The following is an 18,626-nucleotide window of genomic DNA, read 5'->3' on the forward strand; positions in this document are numbered from 1 at the left end:
GGCGCCGCCGCGCACCCCGTCACGGCATGGCCAGCGCGAAGAGCAGGTCGGCGGCCGGCCGGTCGTCCTGTACGGCCGCGGCGAGCCGTCTGGCGACGGCCTCCCAGCGGTCCGCGCCGACCTCCGCGAACAGCCTCCCCGCCAGCGCCGCCCACTCCGCGGCCTCACCGCGCCACGTCAGCTGGGCCAGCACACAGCTGAGCGCCGTCGCCGCCCGCGCCTCCAGGAACCGGTCCGGCACCAGCCGCGCCGCGAACACCCCGTCCCGCAGCACGTCCTCCGCCTCCCGCGTGTTCCCCCGGCACCACAGCGCCGCCCCCAGCGCGCGCAGCGCGTGGGCCTCACCCCTGCGGTCCCGGTCGGCCCGGACCAGCCGTACCGCCTCCCGCGCCGCGTCCTCCGCCCGCGCCCCGTCGCCGAGCAGCACGTACGCCTCGGCGCGCCGCACGATGCCCTGCGCCTGGACCCGCGTCGCCCCCAGCGTCTGACTGCGCACGACGGCATCCGCCGACAGCTCGAGGCTGCGCTTGGGGTCACCGCGCTCCAGCTCGATCTGGGCCAGCAGCACCAGCACATGGGCCTCCGCGTACCGGTCCCCCGCCGCCCGGAACAGCTCCAGCGACCGCCGCCCGGCGACCGCGGCGGCGGCGTGGTCGCCGAGCTGGCGCTCGCACAGCGCGAGGTTGCGCAGCGCCAGCGCCCGGCCGGCGTTCTCGCCCCGCTCCTCGAAGAGCCGCAGCGCGGCGGTGAGCCGGTCGCGGGCGGTGTCCAGATGCCACTCGATGATGTCCAGGGTGGCCAGCGAGTGCAGCATGGCCGCCTCGCCCACGGCGTCACCCGCCCGTTGCGCGGTGCGCCAGGCGGCGTCGGCGCAGTGCCGCCAGTTCTCCGGGTACTCCCGGTTCTGGAAGAGGGTGACGGTGGTCAGCGTCAGATCCCAGGCGTACGCCGACTCGCCCTGCGCGCAGGCCTGCTCGATGAGCCCGGTGAGGGCGGTGCGCTCCCGCTCGAACCAGGCCATCGGGTCGTGCAGGATCTGGTCGGCGACATCCTCCGGCAGCGGATAGCGGGGCGCGGGGCCGTGGATGAGGGTGTAGTCGCCGCCGTACAGCCGGCGGTGCGCGGCGGAGGCCAGCCACAGCCAGACGCCGCAGGCGCGGCGGACGGCGGCGGCGCGCTCGGCCTCGGTGTCGTCGAGCAGGGCCCGCTCCCGTACGAACAGGCGCACGAGCTGCTGGAAGGAGTACCGCATCTGCCCCTCGGGCCCGGCGCCCGCCGGCTCCAGCATCTGCGCGTCGACGAGCTGCTCGAAGAGGTCCTCCGCCTCGATGACGTCCACCTCGAGCAGGGCCGCGCCGGCCCAGGCGGAGAAGGCGGGCACCTCGAGGGTGGCGAGCAGCCGCAGCAGCCGGGCGGCGTCCGCGTCCAGCGCCCGGTAGCTGAGCCGCAGACAGGCCCGCACCCCGCGCTCGTCGGGGCTGAGCTCGTCCAGCCGGCGCCGGTGGTCGGCGAGCCGGACCACGGCCGTGCGCACCGTCCAGTGCGGCTTCCCGGCCAGCCGCGCACCGGCGATGCGCAGGGCGAGCGGCAGCCCGTCGCAGAGCTCGACCAGCCGGGACGTGGCGGCGGGGTCGGCGTCCACCCGGCCGGCGCCGGCGACCCGGCCCAGCAGCGCGGCGGCGTCCCGGTGCGGGAGGGAGCCGAGGGGGACGGCGACGAAGGTGTACGCGCCGGCCGGCTCGCTCAGCACATCGCGGCCGGTGAGCAGCACGCAGCAGCGGCCGGAGCCCGGGAGCAGGGGGCGTATCTGCTCGAACGACCGGGCGTTGTCCAGCACGATCAGCACCCGGCGGTCCTTCAGCACGGTCCGCAGCAGCCGGGCCCGCTCCTCCTCCCCGGCGGGGATGTCCTGCGCGGGCAGGCCGAGGGCGCGCAGGAAGCCGTCGAGCACCTCGGTCGCGCGCCGGGGGGCCTCGTCCTCGTGGTAGCCGTACAGGTCGGCGAAGAGGACGCCGTCGGGGAAGCGGTCGGCGACCCGGTGCGCCCAGTGCACCGCGAGCGCGGTCTTGCCGACGCCGCCGATGCCGGTGACCGCGCCGACGGACGGGCCGCCCGCGTCCTGGTGGGCGAGGAGGCCGTCCAGGGCGGCGAGCTCGCGCTCGCGGCCGGTGAACGAGACGGTGGGGGCGGGGAGCTCGGCGGGGACCAGGTGGCGCGGCGGCGGGTCGGCGGGTTCCGGTTCCCGTACGGGAGTCAGGGCCAGCTCGGGGGCGTCACGCAGGATGGCCTGGTGGAGGTCGCGCAGCCGGGGGCCGGGCTCGATGCCGGCCGACTCGGTCAGCTCGCGGCGGCCCGCGCGATAGGTCTCCAGGGCGTCGGCGCGGCGGCCGGAGCGGTACTGGGCGAGCATGAGGTGGGCGTTGGCCTGCTCGTTCAGGGGGTGTTCGCGGACGAAGGCGGTCAGCTCGCCCAGCAGGTCCTCGTGCCGCCCCAGCTCCAGTCTGAGCGCCGTGTACTCGAGGTACGCCTCCACCCGGCTCTCGTTCAGCCGGGCCGCCCGGGACGCCACCCGGCTCGCCTCGATGCCGCCGAGGGCGTCGCCGCGCCAGAGCCCGAGCGCCGACTCGTACGCGGCGGCGGCCTGCTCGGGGGAGCCCTGCCGGGCGTCCTCCCGGCCGCGCGCCACCGCGGCCCGGAACTCCAGGGCGTCGATGCGGTGGCCGTCGGCGGCGAGGAGGTAGCCCGGGTGCCTGGTGACGATCACGTCGGCGGGGCCGAGGGCCGTCCGGAAGATCTTGCGCATCGCGGAGACGCAGATGGCGATCTGGTTGCGGGCGGTCGGCGGGGGCGCGCCGTCCCAGACGGCGTCGGCCAGCGTGTCGACGGACACCACCCGGTCCGGGGACAGCAGCAGCATCGACATGATCGTGCGCTGCCTGGCTCCGTTGAGGGGGACACTCACGCCGTCCGCCGTTATCTCCAGCGGCCCCAGGATGCGGAAGAACGTCGACACGGATTCACCCCGGTTTCAGCCGGGTAAGCGGCCCGGCCGATTGGTACGCAGCGCACACTTCCCAGGCTCTCGCGCACAACACCGCTATTCTGAGCGCACGTTGACCTTTCGCACGGCTGTTTATAACCCGCGCGCCGATGCCCCGTCAACAACTGGTTGAACGCTGCCCCCTCCCCCTCCGGCACCCGCGCGAAGCCCCAGTTCGGGGACGTGTACGGCCCCGGGTGAAACTCCCGCCGGACCGACTCGCGGGTAGCCGGTGTTCCCCGCGATAAAGCCCGGCAGGAGTTCTCCGTCATCGTTTCGAATAACCTGGCACACACCGGTTACTTCCGGTACGGCCCCGTAACCTCAGGTACGGACCTGTTACTTCAGCCGTACCGAGAAGCACGCCAGCCGGTCCCCCGCCGTCCCGGCGTGCCCGGGGTCGGTGGCCGTACCGTGCTCGTGGACGACGATCGAGCGGGCCCCGCCCCGGCGGAAGCGCCAGTCGTTCACCGAGCCGGCCGTGGCCTCGCCCCGGCTGTCGGTGGTGAAGTCCAGCCACACCTCGTTCTCCGGGTTGGCGTACGCGGGGTCGGTGGACGGCTGCACCGGGTCGACGTCGTTCTGGTAGTGCGGGCCGGACTCCTCGGGGGTGTAGCCGCACGGCTTGGTGTGGACGTGGGCGCCGTAGGCGCGGTCGGGCAGCAGGCCGTGCAGCCCGATCTCGGTGTGCGTCTCGCCGCCGGCGCCGATCTCGGCGACGCCGATGAAGGCGCCGGCGGGGACCAGCGTCGTGTCGTACGTGATGGCGTCGGACCGGACGAACGCGGTGGGCGGCGCGAAGCGCGCGGCCTTCAGCACGATGCCGACGGGGGGCTGGGCGGTGGGGGCGGCCGGGGCCGCGGCGGTGGAGGTCGTGGCGGGGAGGGTGGCGGCGGCCAGGGCGATGGCCGTGAGGGTGAGCGCCGTACGCATGGTCCGCTCCTTGTGGGGGGTTTCGGCTGCGCGTCGGCATCTACGGTCCCCGGCCCGGCGGGTCCGGGTGGGGGTGACGCGCCCGGCATCCGGGTGAAGGGGGCGGATGTTCCTCGCGTCACGCGTGATCCGTGCAATATCCGTTGCCCCAGGCGTTATCTCACGACACGCTGGGCGTACGCTGTATAAGACCATTCGAGCTGAACACCGACCGTAGTCACGAGGACCCGGCGGTGCACCTGGGGGGAACGTCGTGGAGATCTTGGTGTCGCTGGCCGACTCCGGATGGATCTACGCGATCATCACGCTCTCCGTGCTGCTCGACGTCTTCCTTCCCGTCCTGCCCTCCGGCGCGCTCGTCATCATGGCGGCGACAGCCGCCGCCGGCACCTCGGCCACGGCGACCGCGACGGCCGCCGTGCGCAAGGGCGCCGCCGTACTGGACGACACCGCGCATCTCCCCGAGCTGCTGGGCCTGGTCGCGTGCGCGGCCTCCGCCTCGCTGATCGGCGACCTCGTCGCGTACCGGCTCGCGTACCGGGGCGGAAAGCACTTCGAGGAGGCGGTGGCCCGCTCGCGCCGGCTGTCGGCCGCGCAGGAGAGGCTGGGCGGCGTGGTCAGCCGCGGCGGCGGCGCGCTGGTCGTCCTGGCCCGCTTCGCCCCGGCGGGCCGCTCGGTGGTGAGCCTCGGCGCCGGCGTCGCCCGGCGCAAGGCCCGCGACTTCCTCCCCTGGTCGGCCCTGGCCGGCCTGGTCTGGGCGGCGTACGGCGTGGGCCTGGGCTACCTGGGCAGCCAGTGGCTGGGCGCGAGCTGGATCGCCACCGGGGTCTCGGTCCTGGCCCTGTTCGTCGGCGGCCTGGCCGCGGCGTACGTCGTCCAGCACCCGAAGCGGCGGCGCGAGGCCACGGCGTAGATAACCGGAGGCGGTCGCCACCCCGTACGTGCCAGGATCGGTCCGTCCGGGACCGAACCGGTACGGGAGGACGCCTCGTGATCCGCTGGACCTACGCCTTCGTCGACCGCCCCGCCGGGCGGTGGGCCGAGGCGCGTGCGTTCTGGAGCGCCGTGACCGGTACCGGCGTCTCGGCCCTGCGCGGGGACGACGGGGAGTTCGCCACGCTGCTGCCGGCGGGCGCCGATCCCTGCGTCAAGCTGCAGGCCGTCCGGGAGGGCGGCGGCGCGCATCTGGACTTCTGCGTGGCGGATCCCGTCGCCTTCACCGCGCACGCCGTCGCCGCCGGGGCCCGTACCCTCGCCGTCCACGACGGGTGGGCGGTGCTGGCCTCGCCCGCCGGGATCGCGTTCTGCGCGGTGCCGTGGGGCGGGGAGGCGCGGCGGGCGGAGCCGCTGGACGGGATCAGCCGGCTCGACCAGGTCTGCCTCGACGTCCCCGCGGACGCGTTCGACGCGGAGGCCGCCTTCTGGCCCGCGCTCACCGGCTGGGCCACCGGCCCCGGCGCGCTGCCGGAGTTCCGCTGGGTCCGCCCGCCCGCCGGCCTCCCGGTGCGCGTCCTCCTGCAGCGCCTCGCGGACCCCGCCGCCGCGCCCGGCGCCCACGTCGACCTGGCCTGCGGCACGCACCGGGAGCAGGTGGCCGCGGCGCACGAGAAGCTCGGCGCGACGCGGGTGGCGGAGGGCGCCCACTGGACGGTCCTGCGCGACCCGGCGGGCGGCGTCTACTGCCTCACCGCCCGCGACCCGTACACCGGCACGCTCGGCTGACCCCGCACGGCCCCCGGCCCCGGCCAAGGAGCCTCACAGCTCCGCCAGCAGCTCCGCCTTCTTCGCCGAGAACTCCGCGTCCGTCAGGATCCCGTCCCGGTGCAGCGCCCCCAGATGCCGGATCCGGTCGGCGATGTCCGACGGATCCGTCCGCACCTGCTGCGCCCGCGCCCGGGCCGGCCCCGCGGCGCGTATGGCCGACAGGACCGCCGCCGCGAACGGCAGCGACTCCTGCACCGACCCGTACCCGAGCCCGAACACCACCGACGCCGGATCCTGGTCCGCCGCCCCCGGCGTCCGCCCGCCGCCCGCCGGCAGCAGCCGCAGATGCCCGGCGAGGCCCTCCGGGGAGCGCCACTCGACGCCCTCCAGCTCCGTCACCGCGAACGTCTGGTCGCCGGCCTTCCACTTCGCGGAGGAGGCACCCGTCCAGAACCAGCGGAAGGACACCGCCGTCCCGTCGAAGGACGCCTTCGCGTCGTACGCCTTGAAGTGCAGCGGGGGCTCCGGCGCGGCGACGAGCTGCTCGCACTCGCCCTCCCCGCCCAGCCCCGGCCGTATCTCGTCGGCGTAGTACTCGGCGAGCGTGGCGCGGCTCTCGGGCAGCACCAGCCGGTACGGGTCGCAGCTCTCCTTGAGCTGCCCCGCGGACACGTCGAAAACCGGATCAGCCCCCTGCCGCGGCACAAGCCGCAACACCACAGTCCCCCGCTTCCCCGGAGAGATACCCACGGATCGCAGCGCCTCGAGCGGGATCCTCCGCTCGGTCAGCGCGTGCAGCAGCCGAGGTGTGCGTATTCCTCGTTCGTAGCGGATGAGCACGGAGTCCGAATCGAACTCCCAGGATGCGTGGAGCCCGGACAGCACATCACCCATGCGGCTCATCGTAAGGGCCTGGACTCATTACGTCCCCCCTCCCTCGCGGATTACGTGCTACGCGCGTCACTCACGGCGGATCGGACGCCTCCCGCCGCGATGGCCGCAAACATGCGCAGACTCGCCGTCCCCGGCCGGAAATACTCCGTGTGCCCCCGCGCCGTACCGGCGTCGAACACCCGCGCCCCGAACCCGTCCGAGACGGGATCCGCCCCGTGCCCCAGCCCCGCGAGCTCAAAGTGCGGCACGTCCTCGATCCAGTCGCCGGCCGCCCGCGTCGCCCAGACCCGCGCCCCCGTACGCAGCGCCCCCACGTTCTCGGCACGCATCCCGGGGCTGCCGGCCACGGCGATGTCCGTCACCCGCGCGGGCAGCCCCGGGGCGGCGAGCCCGCAGACGACCGAGCCGTAGGAGTGGCAGATCAGCGCGGTGCGGGAGGCGCCGGGGAGGGCGGAGACGAGCCGGGTGAGCCGGCGGGCGCCCTCCTCGGCGGGTATGCCGGTCGCCGCCTCCACACCGATGCCGGCGGGCGCGGCGTAGTCGGCCCAGGCGATGACGGCCGTACGCCGCTCGGCACCGGTCGTCCGGAGCTGGGCGTAGAGGGAGTCCGCCATCCCGGCGGGGGCGATATAGCCGGGTTTGTCGTCGGAGGCGAACCGCCGGTAGTTGCTCAGCTTCGTGTCCACCCCGGGCACCACGATCGCGACCCGGGCGGCGTGCCCGAGGTCGCCGCGGACCTCGGCGACCTGGCCCCGGCCCGTCGGGTCGAAGGCCAGGACCTGCCGCTCCGGCCGGTGCAGGGCGGTCAGCACGGCGACGCGTTCGGCGATCTGGCGGCGGCCCGCCGGGGCCAGCGTCCCGGCCCGCAGCTGCGCCCGCTCCGCCGCCAGCTCGTCGCCGATCGCGCGCCGGTTGGCGCGGTAGCGCAGGGCGACGGGGGCGCCGTCGAGGTTGCCGACGACGAGCGGGTGCTGATCGGCGAGCCAGGTGGCCCGGACGACGCCGAGCCCGGCGAACCAGTGGGCCGTCGCCGCGGGGCTGCCCATGGGGTCCGGCAGCCCGGCGTGCTGCCACGCGGCGAGCGCCGCCTCACGCGGGCTCACGCCGTCGGGGTCCCCGCGCACGGCGGTCCAGCCGACGGTGGCGAAGACGCCGAAGACCACGGCCAGCACGAGGATCGCGCGGCGCACGGTGGCCGCGGGAGCGGGGGAACGGAAGTGAATGATCACGGGCGCCCGAGGGGGTGGGGGACGGGGCATTGGCCGCCCACCCTAGAGGACAACCGGAGCCCTCCGGGCACAGCTTGGTGAGACAAAGACCACGGCTAGGGGGTCTTGCGCGGCTGAGGGGTCCCGGCCGGCGCCGGTGGTACGGGCGGCTGCTCGGCCAGCCGGGCGGTGAGCTCGCCCAGGGCGGACCGCAGCGAGGCGACCTGGTCCGACAGGTCCCGGATCAGCTCCATCTGCCGCTGCTCGTGCTCGGACTCCGCCTCGAAGCGGGAGATGAACCAGGCCGCGATGTTCGCCGTGACCAGACCGATCAGCGCGATCCCGGAGATCATCAGCGCCACCGCGATGATTCGCCCCATCCCGGTCGTCGGGGCATGGTCGCCGTATCCGACGGTGGTCATGGTGGTGAACGCCCACCACGTCGCGTCACCGAACGTGTTGATGTTCGACCCCGGCCGTCCCTGCTCGACCTCCAGCACCGCGAGCGACCCGAAGATCAGCAGCCCGATCAGCGACCCGCCGACGTACGTGGTGAGCCGCACCTGCGCCGCCGCCTGCACCCGCCGCCCGGTGAGCAGCACCGCGGAGACCAGCCGCAGCAGCCGCAGCGGCTGGATCAGCGGCAGCAGCACGACGACCAGGTCGAGCCAGTGACCGCGGAGGAATGCGAGCCGGTCCCCGGTGAGGTACAGCCGGACCCCGTAGTCGAGGGCGAAGGCCCCCCACACCAGCCACTCGACCGCCTGGCACAGCTCCCGCACCCCCGGCGAGGGATGGGAGACGATCGGCACGGCGTACGCGGCGGCGAAGACGACCGCGAGGACGATCAGCGGCCGGTAGGCCGCCCGCTCCCACCGCTCCTCGCGCGGGGACGGCCGGCCGCCCTTCGACGTGCTGATGGCCGAGGTCATGACTCCCCCACTCAAGGAACGGTGCGTGCTCCCCGATGCTAAGCCGTGCCTTTACGCACGAAGAGACCCGGTCCGTACGAAACGAACCGGGCCTCCCGTCTTGTCTCCGTTACGCGTCCCCGCTGGCCGGACCGGGGTCCGCGGCCGTGACGTCCAGCAGCTGGTACCGGTCGATGGCCATCTTCAGCACCGCCCGGTCGATCCGCCCCTCGCGGGCGAGCTCGGTGAGTACGGCGACCACGATCGACTCGGCGTCGATGTGGAAGAACCGCCGCGCCGCGCCCCGGGTGTCCGCGAAGCCGAAGCCGTCCGCGCCCAGCGACTGGTACGTGCCCGGCACCCAGCGCGCGATCTGGTCCGGCACGGACCGCATCCAGTCCGACACGGCGACCTTCGGCCCCTCGGCGCCCGCCAGCTTGCGCGTGACCCACGGCACCCGCTGCTCCTCGTCCGGGTGCAGCAGGTTGTGCCGCTCGGCCTCGACGGCCTCGCGCCGCAGCTCGTTCCACGACGTCGCCGACCACACGTCGGCCCGTACGCCCCACTCCTCGGCGAGCATCCGCTGCGCCCGCACCGCCCACGGCACGGCGACACCGGAGGCGAGGATCTGCGCGGGCACCTGGCCGTTCGTACCGGCGGAGATGCGGTGCAGACCGTGCAGGATGCCCTCGACGTCGACGTCCGCCGGCTCGGCAGGGTGGACGATCGGCTCGTTGTAGACGGTGAGGTAGTAGAAGACGTCCTCGCCGTGCGGGTGCTCCGGGGAGGAGCCGTACATCCGGCGCAGACCGTCCTGCACGATGTGCGCGATCTCGTACCCGTACGCCGGGTCGTACGCCACACAGGCCGGGTTGGTCGACGCCAGCAGCTGCGAGTGGCCGTCGGCGTGCTGCAGGCCCTCGCCGGTCAGCGTGGTGCGCCCGGCGGTGGCGCCGATGACGAAGCCGCGCGCGAGCTGGTCGCCCATCGCCCAGAAGGAGTCGCCGGTGCGCTGGAAGCCGAACATCGAGTAGAAGACGTACACCGGGATCATGTGCTCGCCGTGCGTGGCGTACGCGGAGCCCGCCGCGATGAGCGACGACGTGCAGCCGGCCTCGGTGATGCCGTCGTGCAGCATCTGGCCCGTCGGCGACTCCTTGTACGACAGCAGGAGTTCACGGTCCACGGACTCGTACGTCTGCCCGAGCGGGTTGTAGATCTTGGCGCTCGGGAAGAAGGAGTCCATCCCGAACGTCCGGTACTCGTCGGGGGCGATGGGCACGAAGCGCTGCCCGATCCCCTTGTCCCGCATCAGGTCCTTCAGCAGCCGGACGAACGCCATGGTGGTGGCGATCTCCTGCTGCCCGGAGCCCTTCTTGACGGCGGCGTAGGTCTTGTCCTCCGGGAGGTCCAGCGGCTTGGCCCGCACCACGCGCGTCGGCACGTAGCCGTCGAGCGACAGCCGCCGGTCGTGCATGTACTGGATCTCCTCCGAGTCGCGCCCGGGGTGGTAGTACGGCGGCGCGCCGGACTCCAGGTCCTTGTCGGCGATCGGCAGGTGGAGGCGGTCGCGGAAGCGCTTGAGGTCCTCGACCGTGAGCTTCTTCATCTGGTGCGTGGCGTTGCGGCCCTCGAAGTTGGGCCCCAGCGTCCAGCCCTTGATGGTCTGCGCGAGGACGACGGTGGGCTGGCCCTTGTGCTCCTGCGCCGCCTTGAACGCCGCGTACACCTTGCGGTGGTCGTGGCCGCCGCGGCCGAGGTGCAGCAGCTGGTCGTCGGTCATGCCCTCGACCATGGCGCGCAGCCGCTGGTCGTCGCCGAAGAACTTCTCCCGGATGTACGCGCCGGACTCGGTGGCGTACGTCTGGAACTGGCCGTCGGGGGTGGTGTTCAGCTTGTTCACCAGCACGCCGTCACGGTCCTGGGCGAGCAGCGGGTCCCAGGTGCGGTCCCAGATGAGCTTGATCACGTTCCAGCCGGCACCGCGGAAGACCGACTCCAGCTCCTGGATGATCTTGCCGTTGCCGCGCACCGGGCCGTCCAGGCGCTGCAGGTTGCAGTTGACGACGAAGGTCAGATTGTCCAGGCCCTCGCGGGCGGCGATGGACAGCTGGCCCAGCGACTCCGGCTCGTCCATCTCGCCGTCGCCGAGGAACGCCCACACCTGCGAGCGCGAGGTGTCGGCAATGCCCCGAGCCTGCAGGTAGCGGTTCATCCGGGCCTGGTAGATCGCGCCCATCGGGCCCAGACCCATGGACACCGTCGGGAACTCCCAGAAGTCCGGCATGGAGCGCGGGTGCGGGTAGCTGGACAGCGCGTGCGGGGCCCGGGACTTCTCCTGGCGGAAGCCGTCGAGGTGGGCCTCGCTCAGCCGGTCCAGCAGGAAGGCGCGGGCGTAGATGCCCGGGGAGGCGTGGCCCTGGATGAAGACCTGGTCACCGCCGTCGCCGCCCTCCTTGCCGCGGAAGAAGTGGTTGTAGCCCACGTCGTAGAGGGACGCGGAGGAGGCGAAGGTGGCGATGTGGCCGCCGACGCCGATGCCGGGGCGCTGGGCGCGCGAGACCATCACGGCCGCGTTCCAGCGGGTGGCGTTGAGGATCCGGCGCTCGATCTCCTCGTTGCCGGGGAAGAACGGCTCGTCCTTGGTGGCGATGGTGTTGACGTAGTCCGTGCTGCGCATCTCCGGCACGGCCACGCGCTTCTCGCGGGCCCGCTCGATGAGGCGCAGCATCAGATAGCGGGCCCGCTCCCGGCCGCGCTGGTCCACGGCCGCGTCGAGGGAGTCGAGCCACTCCTGGGTCTCTTCGGGGTCGAAGTCGGGGACCTGGCTGGGAAGGCCGCCAATGATGATCGGGTTGCGATCCGATGCGGAAGCCACGCTGTTCCTTCGCTGTTCGGTTCGGGCACTGCCTGCCGTTGGTTCTGCGCGCCTTCCATCGTGTACCGGCGCGGCTCGTACGTCATCTCTACTGCGGGGTAACCGCTGGTGGGCCCCGGAATTCAGGGGGCGGGTAGTGGGTGCGGTCGCCCGATTCGAACCCTACCTCCGCTTCGCCCCGCGGCCGTGGTACACCTGTTTGCCCCACGGCGGTCTCCGCGCGCCGACACCCCATACACGGACATGCCCGGCGACACTTCGTTTGGGCGGGATCCGCCTCGGGGTACTTGCGCGATCCGTCCCACACGTGTGGACTACGCCCATCGCCTCGCGCGTACGCGAGGTGCGGGGCAGTCTTGAGGAGCGGACAGACCGCGACCAGACTGCACACACCAGACGAAACAGAAGCAGGAGGCAATCCGTGAGCGCGACCGCGGGCCACGCGGAGACGAACCTGGCCGTCAGGCTGGGTTTCCAGGCCGGACAGGTGGTCCAGGAGATCGGCTACGACGAGGACACCGACCAGGAGCTCCGCGATCTGATCGAGGAGACCATCGGTTCGTCGCTGGTCGACGAGGACTACGACGATGTGGCGGACGCCGTGGTGCTCTGGTTCCGCGACGACGACGGCGACCTGACGGATGCGCTGGTGGACGCCACCACGTACATCGACGAGGGGGGCTCCGTCCTGCTGCTCACGCCCAAGACGGGGCGGGACGGCTACGTCGAGCCGAGCGACATCAACGAGGCCGCCACCACGGCCGGCCTGTCGCAGACCAAGAGCATCAACGCGGGCAAGGACTGGAGCGGCAGCAGACTGCTGACCCCGAAGGCCGCCGCCCGCTCGGGCAAGCGGTAGGCCGACTCCCGACGCGACCCGGGGCGAGGGTGACGACCACCCTCGCCCCAGTGGCGTGCCCGCGAAGGGCCTGGGCCTAGGCTGGCGCCCATGAGCGCTCCGACCCCCGGCACCCCGGCCCCCGGCTTCACCCTGCGCACCCAGCACGGCGAGACGGTGGCCCTGTCCGACCTGCGGGGCGACGCCGTCCTGCTGGTCTTCTACCCGTTCGCCTTCACCGGCGTGTGCACCGCCGAGCTGCGCGCGCTGCAGGGCGCCGGCACCAGGCTGGCCGAGGCGGCGGGCGGCACGGTCCACACGCTCGCCGTGTCCTGCGACTCCATGCACAGCCTGCGGATCTTCGCCGACCAGGAGGGGCTGGACTTCCCCCTGCTGAGTGATTTCTGGCCGCACGGCAACGTCTCGCGCGAGTACGGCGTCTTCGACGAGGACAAGGGATGCGCCCAGCGCGGCACCTTCGTCATCGACCCGGCCGGAATCGTGCGGTGGACGGTGCACAACGGACTGCCGGACGCCCGGGACACGGACGACTACGTCAAGGCCCTGGCCGGCCTCTGACCCCGCGGGAACCGGTTGTCCGCCGACTCAGGGACGCGGACCGGCCGGGACCGGTACGTTTGGGGCCAGCCGAGGGATCAAGTCAGAAAGAAACACCAGGAGGGGAACTGTGGGAGTCAGTCTCAGCAAGGGCGGGAATGTCTCGCTGAGCAAGGAGGCGCCGGGCCTCACCGCCGTGATCGTCGGTCTGGGCTGGGACGCCCGGACGACCACCGGAGCGGACTTCGACCTGGACGCCAGCGCACTGCTCGTCAGCCCGGCGGGCAAGGTCGTCTCGGACGGTCACTTCGTGTTCTTCAACAACCTGAAGAGCCCCGACGGTTCCGTCGAGCACACCGGTGACAACCTCACGGGCACCGGCGACGGCGACGACGAGGTCATCAAGGTCAACCTGGCCGGCGTCCCGGGCGACGTCGACAAGATCGTCTTCCCCGTCTCGATCTACGAGGCGGAGTCGCGCCAGCAGTCCTTCGGCCAGGTCCGCAACGCGTACATCCGCGTCGTGAACCAGGCCGACAACAACGAGCTCGCCCGTTACGACCTCTCCGAGGACGCCTCCACCGAGACGGCGATGGTCTTCGGCGAGCTCTACCGGCACGGCGCGGAGTGGAAGTTCCGCGCCATCGGCCAGGGCTACGCCTCGGGCCTGCGCGGCATCGCCCAGGACTTCGGCGTCAACGTCTGACCGACGCCCGTCGTCCCCGGTCCGGAAGGACCGGTTCAGATCACGCAGCACACGGCGCCGCACATTGCCCGGTCCGGGCAGTGTGCGGCGCGCGCCACAACCGCAACACTAGGGTCACAACCGCTCTACGGGGAGGAATGCACAACATGGGCGTCACGCTGGCTAAGGGCGGCAACGTCTCTCTGTCGAAGGCCGCACCCAATCTCACCAAGGTCATGATCGGACTCGGGTGGGACGCCCGGTCGACCACCGGCGCCGACTTCGACCTGGACGCCAGCGCACTGCTCTGCGGTGGCAACGGCCGGGTGCTGGGCGACCAGTGGTTCGTCTTCTACAACAATCTGAAGAGCCCCGAGGGCTCGGTCGAGCACACCGGTGACAACCTCACCGGTGAGGGCGAGGGCGACGACGAGTCCCTCTACATCGACCTCGGCCTGGTCCCGCCGGCCTGCGAGAAGATCGTCTTCCCCGTCTCCATCCACGAGGCGGACATCCGGGGGCAGAGTTTCGGCCAGGTCAGCAACGCCTTCATCCGCGTCGTGAACCAGGCCGACGGCCAGGAGCTCGCCCGCTACGACCTCTCCGAGGACGCCTCCACCGAGACCGCGATGATCTTCGGCGAGGTCTACCGGTACCAGGGCGAGTGGAAGTTCCGGGCGGTCGGTCAGGGGTACGCGTCGGGCCTGCGGGGAATCGCCCTAGACTTCGGAGTCAACGTTGGCTGATTCACGCCCGACCCACACGATTGGATTGGACAGATTGTGATCTTCAAAACCTTCGGCTGGTCCTTCGCCGTCACCGCGGCGGGGCTGGTGGTGGCTTTCCTCTACGGAAGCTGGGAAGCCTTCGGACTGGTCGCGATCCTGTCCATCCTCGAGATCTCCCTCTCCTTCGACAACGCGGTGGTCAACGCCGGCGTGCTGAAGAAGATGAACGAGTTCTGGCAGAAGATCTTCCTCACCGTCGGTGTCCTCATCGCCGTCTTCGGCATGCGGCTGATCTTCCCCGTCGTCATCGTCTCCATCACGGCGAGCCTCAGCCCGTGGGACGCGGTCGATCTCGCGCTGAACAACCACGACAAGTACGAGCAGCTGGTCACGGACGCCCACCCGGCCATCGCGGCCTTCGGCGGCATGTTCCTGATGATGATCTTCCTGGAGTTCATCTTCGACGAGCGTGAGGACAAGTGGCTCGGCTTCATCGAGCGTCCGCTGTCGCGCTTCGGCCGGATCGACGCCATCTCGGTCTGCGTCGCGCTCATCGCCCTGCTGGGCAGCTCCTTCCTCTTCGCCGAGCACGCCCACCAGTACGGCGGCGAGCACGCGGACAAGGTGTCGACGGTGCTGCTGGCCGGCATCGCCGGTCTGATCACGTATCTCGTGGTCGGCGGCTTGTCGGGGCACTTCGAGGACAAACTCGAGGAGGAAGAGGAGCACGAGCACGAGCTCGAGGAGGAGGCGGCCCGCTCGGGCAAGAAGTTCGAGACGGTCAAGCTGGCCGGCAAGGCCGCGTTCTTCATGTTCCTCTACCTCGAGGTGCTCGACGCGTCGTTCTCCTTCGACGGCGTGATCGGCGCGTTCGCGGTGAGCAACGACCCGATCGTCATCGCGCTGGGCCTGGGCATCGGCGCCATGTACGTCCGGTCCCTCACCGTCTACCTGGTCCGCCAGGGCACCCTGGACGACTACGTCTATCTGGAGCACGGCGCCCACTACGCGATCGGCGCGCTGTCCGTCCTGCTCCTGGTGACCATCCGGTACGAGATCCCGGAGGTCGTCACGGGCCTGATCGGTGTGGCTCTGATCGCCCTGTCCTTCTGGTCCTCGATCCGGCGCAACAAGCGCCTGGCCGCCGAGGGCGAGGGGGACGACGCCGAGGAGTCCAGGTCCGAGGTTCCTTCCGGGGTCTGACGAGGGAAGAATTGCCCCCGGGGGCGGTGTTCCGCACCGCTCCCGGGGCTTTTTGTTGTCCGGGTACGGGCGGGCTGGGGAGGACGGACGCGATGGGTTTCTGGGACGGGCTGTGGGGCACCTGGCGCCGGGAGGGGGTGCCGCGGTTCGACAGCGGCGGCGCCTCGTACGCGGTGCAGCTGACCCGGCGCAATCCGGTGATCTCGCTGACCAAACAGGGCGCGGACCGGGGCAACATGCGGGTCAACCTCTCCTGGCGGATGCGCTCCGCCGACGTCGGCAACCAGGGCCTGACCACCCGCGCCCTACTGCGCCACCCGGGCCGGCTGTTCAAGCCGGACATGCCCTCCCCGCAGGGCCTGGCGATGGTCAACGTCGACCTGGACCTGGCGTGCCTGTACGAGATGGCGGACGGCAGCCGGGGCGTGGTGCAGCCGCTGGGCGACTTCTTCGGCGACGCGAACAAGGCGCCGTACATCAAGCTCTCCGGCGACGACCGGTTCGGCTCCGGCACCGGCGAGACGATCTACATCAACTTCGATCACGCCGAGGAGTTCAAACGGCTGCTGATCTTCGTCTACATCTACGACGGGACGCCGGCCTTCGACCGTACGCACGCGATCGTCACGCTCTATCCGAGCAACGGGCCGCGGGTGGAGATCGCCCTGGACGAACGGGCACCGGACGCGCGGTCGTGCGCGGTGGTGCTGATCGAGAACGTCAAGGGCGAGCTGAAGGTACGCCGCGAGGTGAAGTACGTGTACGGCTTCCAGTCGGAACTGGACCGGATGTACGGCTGGGGCCTGCAGTGGGGGCGGGGGTACAAGACGCCGACGCGGTAGCGGGCACCGTTCCAGCCCGGCCGGCGTTTGAGGCCGAGGCGCGCAGCGCCGATCTGCCCAACCGCAGCCCGCCCTCACCGACCGATGAACTGCGGCCCCTGCGGCGGCAGGGTAAAGGTATGCGGATACCCGTACGCGGCACTCGGCGGCGGCCCCGCCGGCACGGACACAGGCTGCGGAGGCTGCGCCTGCTGAGGCACCGCCGGCGCCGGCGCCGGCTCCTCGTCCACCGAGATCCCGTAGTCCGTCGCCAGCCCGACCAGCCCCGACTCGTACCCCTGCCCCAGCGCCCGGAAGCGCCACTCGCCGGAGCGCCGGTAGAGCTCGCCGCAGATCAGCGCCGTCTCCTTGCCCGTCTCCGGCACGATGTCGAAGTACGCGAACGGCTCCCCGTTCGCCCCCGCGTCGTACAGCAGCACCCGCAGGTCCTCCACCTGCGCGAACGTCCCGCTGTCGCAGGACGCGGAGAGGATCAGCCGGTCCACCGACGGCTCCTGGCGGTCCAGCCGCGCCTCGACGGCGTCCGTGAGCCCGTCGGCGCCGCTCTGCTTGGGCAGCTTGCGCACCGTGCCGGAGGGGTGGCGGGGCTGGTTGTAGAAGATGAAGTCGGCGTCCGACCGCACCCGCCCGTCCGTCCCGACCAGCAGCATCGCCGCGTCGACGTCCGGCGACCCGGGGCCGGGATGCCAGCGCAGCACCGCCCGGACGGCCGTGACCTGCAGGGTGAGATTGGCCCCCTTGGCCATGGCGTGCGTCATACGGCTATCCTGCCCCCTCCCCCGGCCCCGGTACAACGCGGCCCCCGCGGGCCCGCCGCCACCGGCATGCGACGGCTGTGTCGCGGTTGTGCGACGGTTACCCGGAATTCACGTACCGGCGGAACGTTTCAGCCAAGGCGGAACGTAGTCTTACCGATCTGCCTACCTGCACCCAGTACCAGCGATAGGGGGATCGCATGCGGCACTTCGGACACCTTGACCAGGATTTGAGAAGCAGACTCTTCCACCGCGAGCCGGCATCGTTCGACGCCGCCTCGCCCGCCCGCACGCTCTCCAGCGCGCTGGGCGCCACCCTCTACACCCCGGCGACCCGGCCCGACCTGGCCGCCTCGGTCGTCAAGCAGGCCGCGCGCGGCGTGGTCTCGATGGTCCTGTGCCTCGAGGACGCCATCGCCGACGGCGACGTCCCCGCGGCCGAGGCCAACGTCGTACGGCAGCTGCGCGAGCTCCACGAGCGCGGCGAGACGGCGCTGCCGCTGCTGTTCGTACGCACCCGCGAGGCCGCCCAGATACCCGACCTGGTGACCCGGCTCGGCCCCGCCGCCCGGCTGCTGTCCGGATTCGTGCTGCCGAAGTTCACCGAGGAGCGCGGCATCCCGTTCCTGGAGGCCATCGCCGAGGCCGAGGCGGGGGCCGACGGCCCGCTCACGCTGTACGCGATGCCCGTCCTGGAGTCCCCGGAGCTGCTGCATCTGGAGACCCGCCGCGAGACCCTGGCCGGCATCCAGCGGGTGACCGACAAGTACCGCGAGCGGATCCTGGCGCTGCGCCTGGGCGTCACCGACTTCTGCTCCGTCTACGGGCTGCGCCGCGCGCCCGAGATCACGGCGTACGACCTGCAGATCGTCGCCTCGGCCATCGGCGACGTGGTCAACACCTTCGGCCGCGCCGACGGCACCGGCTTCACGGTCACCGGCCCGGTGTGGGAGTACTTCCGCCCGCACGAGCGGATCTTCAAGCCGCAGCTCCGCAACAGCCCCTTCACCGGCGTCAACGAAGCGCTGCGTGACCGGCTGATCGCGCACGACATGGACGGCCTCCTCCGCGAGATCGAGCTCGACCGCGCCAACGGACTGCAGGGCAAGAGCTGCATACACCCCAGCCACGTCACCCTGGTGCACGCCCTGTCGGTGGTCAGTCTGGAGGAGTACTCCGACGCCCATGACATCCTCGAGAGGGAACGGGACGGGGGCGGCGTGCTGCGCTCGGCCTACACGAACAAGATGAACGAGGCCAAGCCCCACCGGGCCTGGGCGGAGCGGACCCTGCTGCGCGCCGAGGTGTTCGGCGTGGCGCGGGAGGACGTGACGTTCGTCGAGCTGCTGGACGCGGGTCTGCTGCATTTTCCCGGGGGATGACCCCCGGACCCCCAGCCGGAAAAGCAGGTCGGTCGGGGTGGTCGGAGGAAGATGGCGAGGCGAATCG

Annotated in this window: 16 protein-coding genes; 9 read left to right on the forward strand and 7 right to left on the reverse strand. The window is 71.8% G+C overall.

Translation table 11 applies throughout. The annotated features are described in order from the left end of the window. Positions 1 to 19 precede the first annotated feature (19 nt). Both SRB5_RS07195 and SRB5_RS07200 read right to left on the reverse strand, forming a co-directional pair. On the reverse strand, positions 20 to 3,013 hold the full coding sequence (locus SRB5_RS07195) for an AfsR/SARP family transcriptional regulator (protein ID WP_323377217.1): 2,994 nt from the start codon (positions 3,011 to 3,013) through the stop codon (positions 20 to 22). 366 nt (positions 3,014 to 3,379) lie between these two features. Continuing rightward, positions 3,380 to 3,973 (reverse strand): superoxide dismutase family protein, encoded by a 594-nt coding sequence (locus SRB5_RS07200; RefSeq protein ID WP_153450591.1) that lies wholly within the window; start codon positions 3,971 to 3,973, stop codon positions 3,380 to 3,382. A 253-nt stretch (positions 3,974 to 4,226) separates the two neighbouring features. Here SRB5_RS07200 and SRB5_RS07205 point away from each other — a divergent pair, with 253 nt between their 5' ends. After that, positions 4,227 to 4,886, forward strand: coding sequence for a DedA family protein (locus tag SRB5_RS07205; RefSeq protein WP_323377219.1), 660 nt, complete (start codon positions 4,227 to 4,229; stop codon positions 4,884 to 4,886). Between the two features lie 77 nt (positions 4,887 to 4,963). After that, the gene (locus SRB5_RS07210; protein ID WP_323377220.1) at positions 4,964 to 5,695 is read left to right on the forward strand and encodes a VOC family protein; all 732 of its coding nucleotides are present in this window, start codon (positions 4,964 to 4,966) and stop codon (positions 5,693 to 5,695) included. A gap of 33 nt (positions 5,696 to 5,728) precedes the next feature. Here SRB5_RS07210 and SRB5_RS07215 read toward each other — a convergent pair whose 3' ends face one another. The 4 genes from SRB5_RS07215 to aceE form a co-directional block, all read right to left on the reverse strand. Further along, the gene (locus tag SRB5_RS07215; protein WP_153450592.1) at positions 5,729 to 6,580 is read right to left on the reverse strand and encodes a DUF4429 domain-containing protein; all 852 of its coding nucleotides are present in this window, start codon (positions 6,578 to 6,580) and stop codon (positions 5,729 to 5,731) included. A gap of 41 nt (positions 6,581 to 6,621) precedes the next feature. Next, positions 6,622 to 7,761, reverse strand: a complete 1,140-nt coding sequence (locus tag SRB5_RS07220; RefSeq protein ID WP_323377221.1) for an alpha/beta hydrolase — start codon at positions 7,759 to 7,761, stop codon at positions 6,622 to 6,624. A gap of 134 nt (positions 7,762 to 7,895) precedes the next feature. Beyond that, positions 7,896 to 8,711 (reverse strand): potassium channel family protein, encoded by an 816-nt coding sequence (locus SRB5_RS07225; RefSeq protein WP_153450594.1) that lies wholly within the window; start codon positions 8,709 to 8,711, stop codon positions 7,896 to 7,898. Between the two features lie 109 nt (positions 8,712 to 8,820). Continuing rightward, positions 8,821 to 11,568, reverse strand: a complete 2,748-nt coding sequence (gene aceE, locus SRB5_RS07230; protein ID WP_323377222.1) for a pyruvate dehydrogenase (acetyl-transferring), homodimeric type — start codon at positions 11,566 to 11,568, stop codon at positions 8,821 to 8,823. Between the two features lie 421 nt (positions 11,569 to 11,989). Here aceE and SRB5_RS07235 point away from each other — a divergent pair, with 421 nt between their 5' ends. From SRB5_RS07235 to SRB5_RS07260, 6 genes are all read left to right on the forward strand, one after another. Beyond that, positions 11,990 to 12,427, forward strand: coding sequence for a DUF3052 domain-containing protein (locus tag SRB5_RS07235; RefSeq protein WP_323377223.1), 438 nt, complete (start codon positions 11,990 to 11,992; stop codon positions 12,425 to 12,427). A gap of 90 nt (positions 12,428 to 12,517) precedes the next feature. Beyond that, entirely contained in the window at positions 12,518 to 12,985 is a 468-nt protein-coding gene (locus SRB5_RS07240; protein ID WP_153450597.1) for a peroxiredoxin, read from the forward strand. Positions 12,986 to 13,094: 109 nt separating this feature from the next. Continuing rightward, positions 13,095 to 13,670 carry a TerD family protein gene (locus tag SRB5_RS07245; protein WP_323377224.1) on the forward strand — a complete coding sequence of 192 codons (576 nt, stop codon included), beginning with the start codon at positions 13,095 to 13,097 and terminating at the stop codon, positions 13,668 to 13,670. A gap of 146 nt (positions 13,671 to 13,816) precedes the next feature. Continuing rightward, positions 13,817 to 14,395 carry a TerD family protein gene (locus SRB5_RS07250; protein WP_153450598.1) on the forward strand — a complete coding sequence of 193 codons (579 nt, stop codon included), beginning with the start codon at positions 13,817 to 13,819 and terminating at the stop codon, positions 14,393 to 14,395. Between the two features lie 36 nt (positions 14,396 to 14,431). Continuing rightward, entirely contained in the window at positions 14,432 to 15,580 is a 1,149-nt protein-coding gene (locus SRB5_RS07255) for a DUF475 domain-containing protein (RefSeq protein ID WP_323377225.1), read from the forward strand. 92 nt (positions 15,581 to 15,672) lie between these two features. After that, positions 15,673 to 16,422 (forward strand): TerD family protein, encoded by a 750-nt coding sequence (locus tag SRB5_RS07260; RefSeq protein ID WP_153450599.1) that lies wholly within the window; start codon positions 15,673 to 15,675, stop codon positions 16,420 to 16,422. Positions 16,423 to 16,496: 74 nt separating this feature from the next. Here SRB5_RS07260 and SRB5_RS07265 read toward each other — a convergent pair whose 3' ends face one another. Beyond that, positions 16,497 to 17,180, reverse strand: coding sequence for a TerD family protein (locus tag SRB5_RS07265; RefSeq protein WP_153450600.1), 684 nt, complete (start codon positions 17,178 to 17,180; stop codon positions 16,497 to 16,499). A 197-nt stretch (positions 17,181 to 17,377) separates the two neighbouring features. On the opposite strand from SRB5_RS07265, the gene SRB5_RS07270 reads away from it, so the two are divergent. Continuing rightward, positions 17,378 to 18,559, forward strand: coding sequence for an HpcH/HpaI aldolase/citrate lyase family protein (locus tag SRB5_RS07270; protein WP_153450601.1), 1,182 nt, complete (start codon positions 17,378 to 17,380; stop codon positions 18,557 to 18,559). Positions 18,560 to 18,626 lie beyond the last annotated feature (67 nt).

It is taken from the genome of Streptomyces smaragdinus (assembly GCF_009604385.1).
Taxonomy (GTDB): domain Bacteria; phylum Actinomycetota; class Actinomycetes; order Streptomycetales; family Streptomycetaceae; genus Streptomyces; species Streptomyces smaragdinus.

Coding starts and splice junctions, on each gene's coding strand:
- SRB5_RS07200 (WP_153450591.1), bottom strand. CDS start 3,973: ATGCGTACGGCGCTCACCCTCACGGCCATCGCCCTGGCCGCCGCCACC.
- SRB5_RS07215 (WP_153450592.1), bottom strand. CDS start 6,580: ATGAGCCGCATGGGTGATGTGCTGTCCGGGCTCCACGCATCCTGGGAG.
- SRB5_RS07225 (WP_153450594.1), bottom strand. CDS start 8,711: ATGACCTCGGCCATCAGCACGTCGAAGGGCGGCCGGCCGTCCCCGCGC.
- SRB5_RS07240 (WP_153450597.1), top strand. CDS start 12,518: ATGAGCGCTCCGACCCCCGGCACCCCGGCCCCCGGCTTCACCCTGCGC.
- SRB5_RS07250 (WP_153450598.1), top strand. CDS start 13,817: ATGGGCGTCACGCTGGCTAAGGGCGGCAACGTCTCTCTGTCGAAGGCC.
- SRB5_RS07260 (WP_153450599.1), top strand. CDS start 15,673: ATGGGTTTCTGGGACGGGCTGTGGGGCACCTGGCGCCGGGAGGGGGTG.
- SRB5_RS07265 (WP_153450600.1), bottom strand. CDS start 17,180: ATGACGCACGCCATGGCCAAGGGGGCCAATCTCACCCTGCAGGTCACG.
- SRB5_RS07270 (WP_153450601.1), top strand. CDS start 17,378: ATGCGGCACTTCGGACACCTTGACCAGGATTTGAGAAGCAGACTCTTC.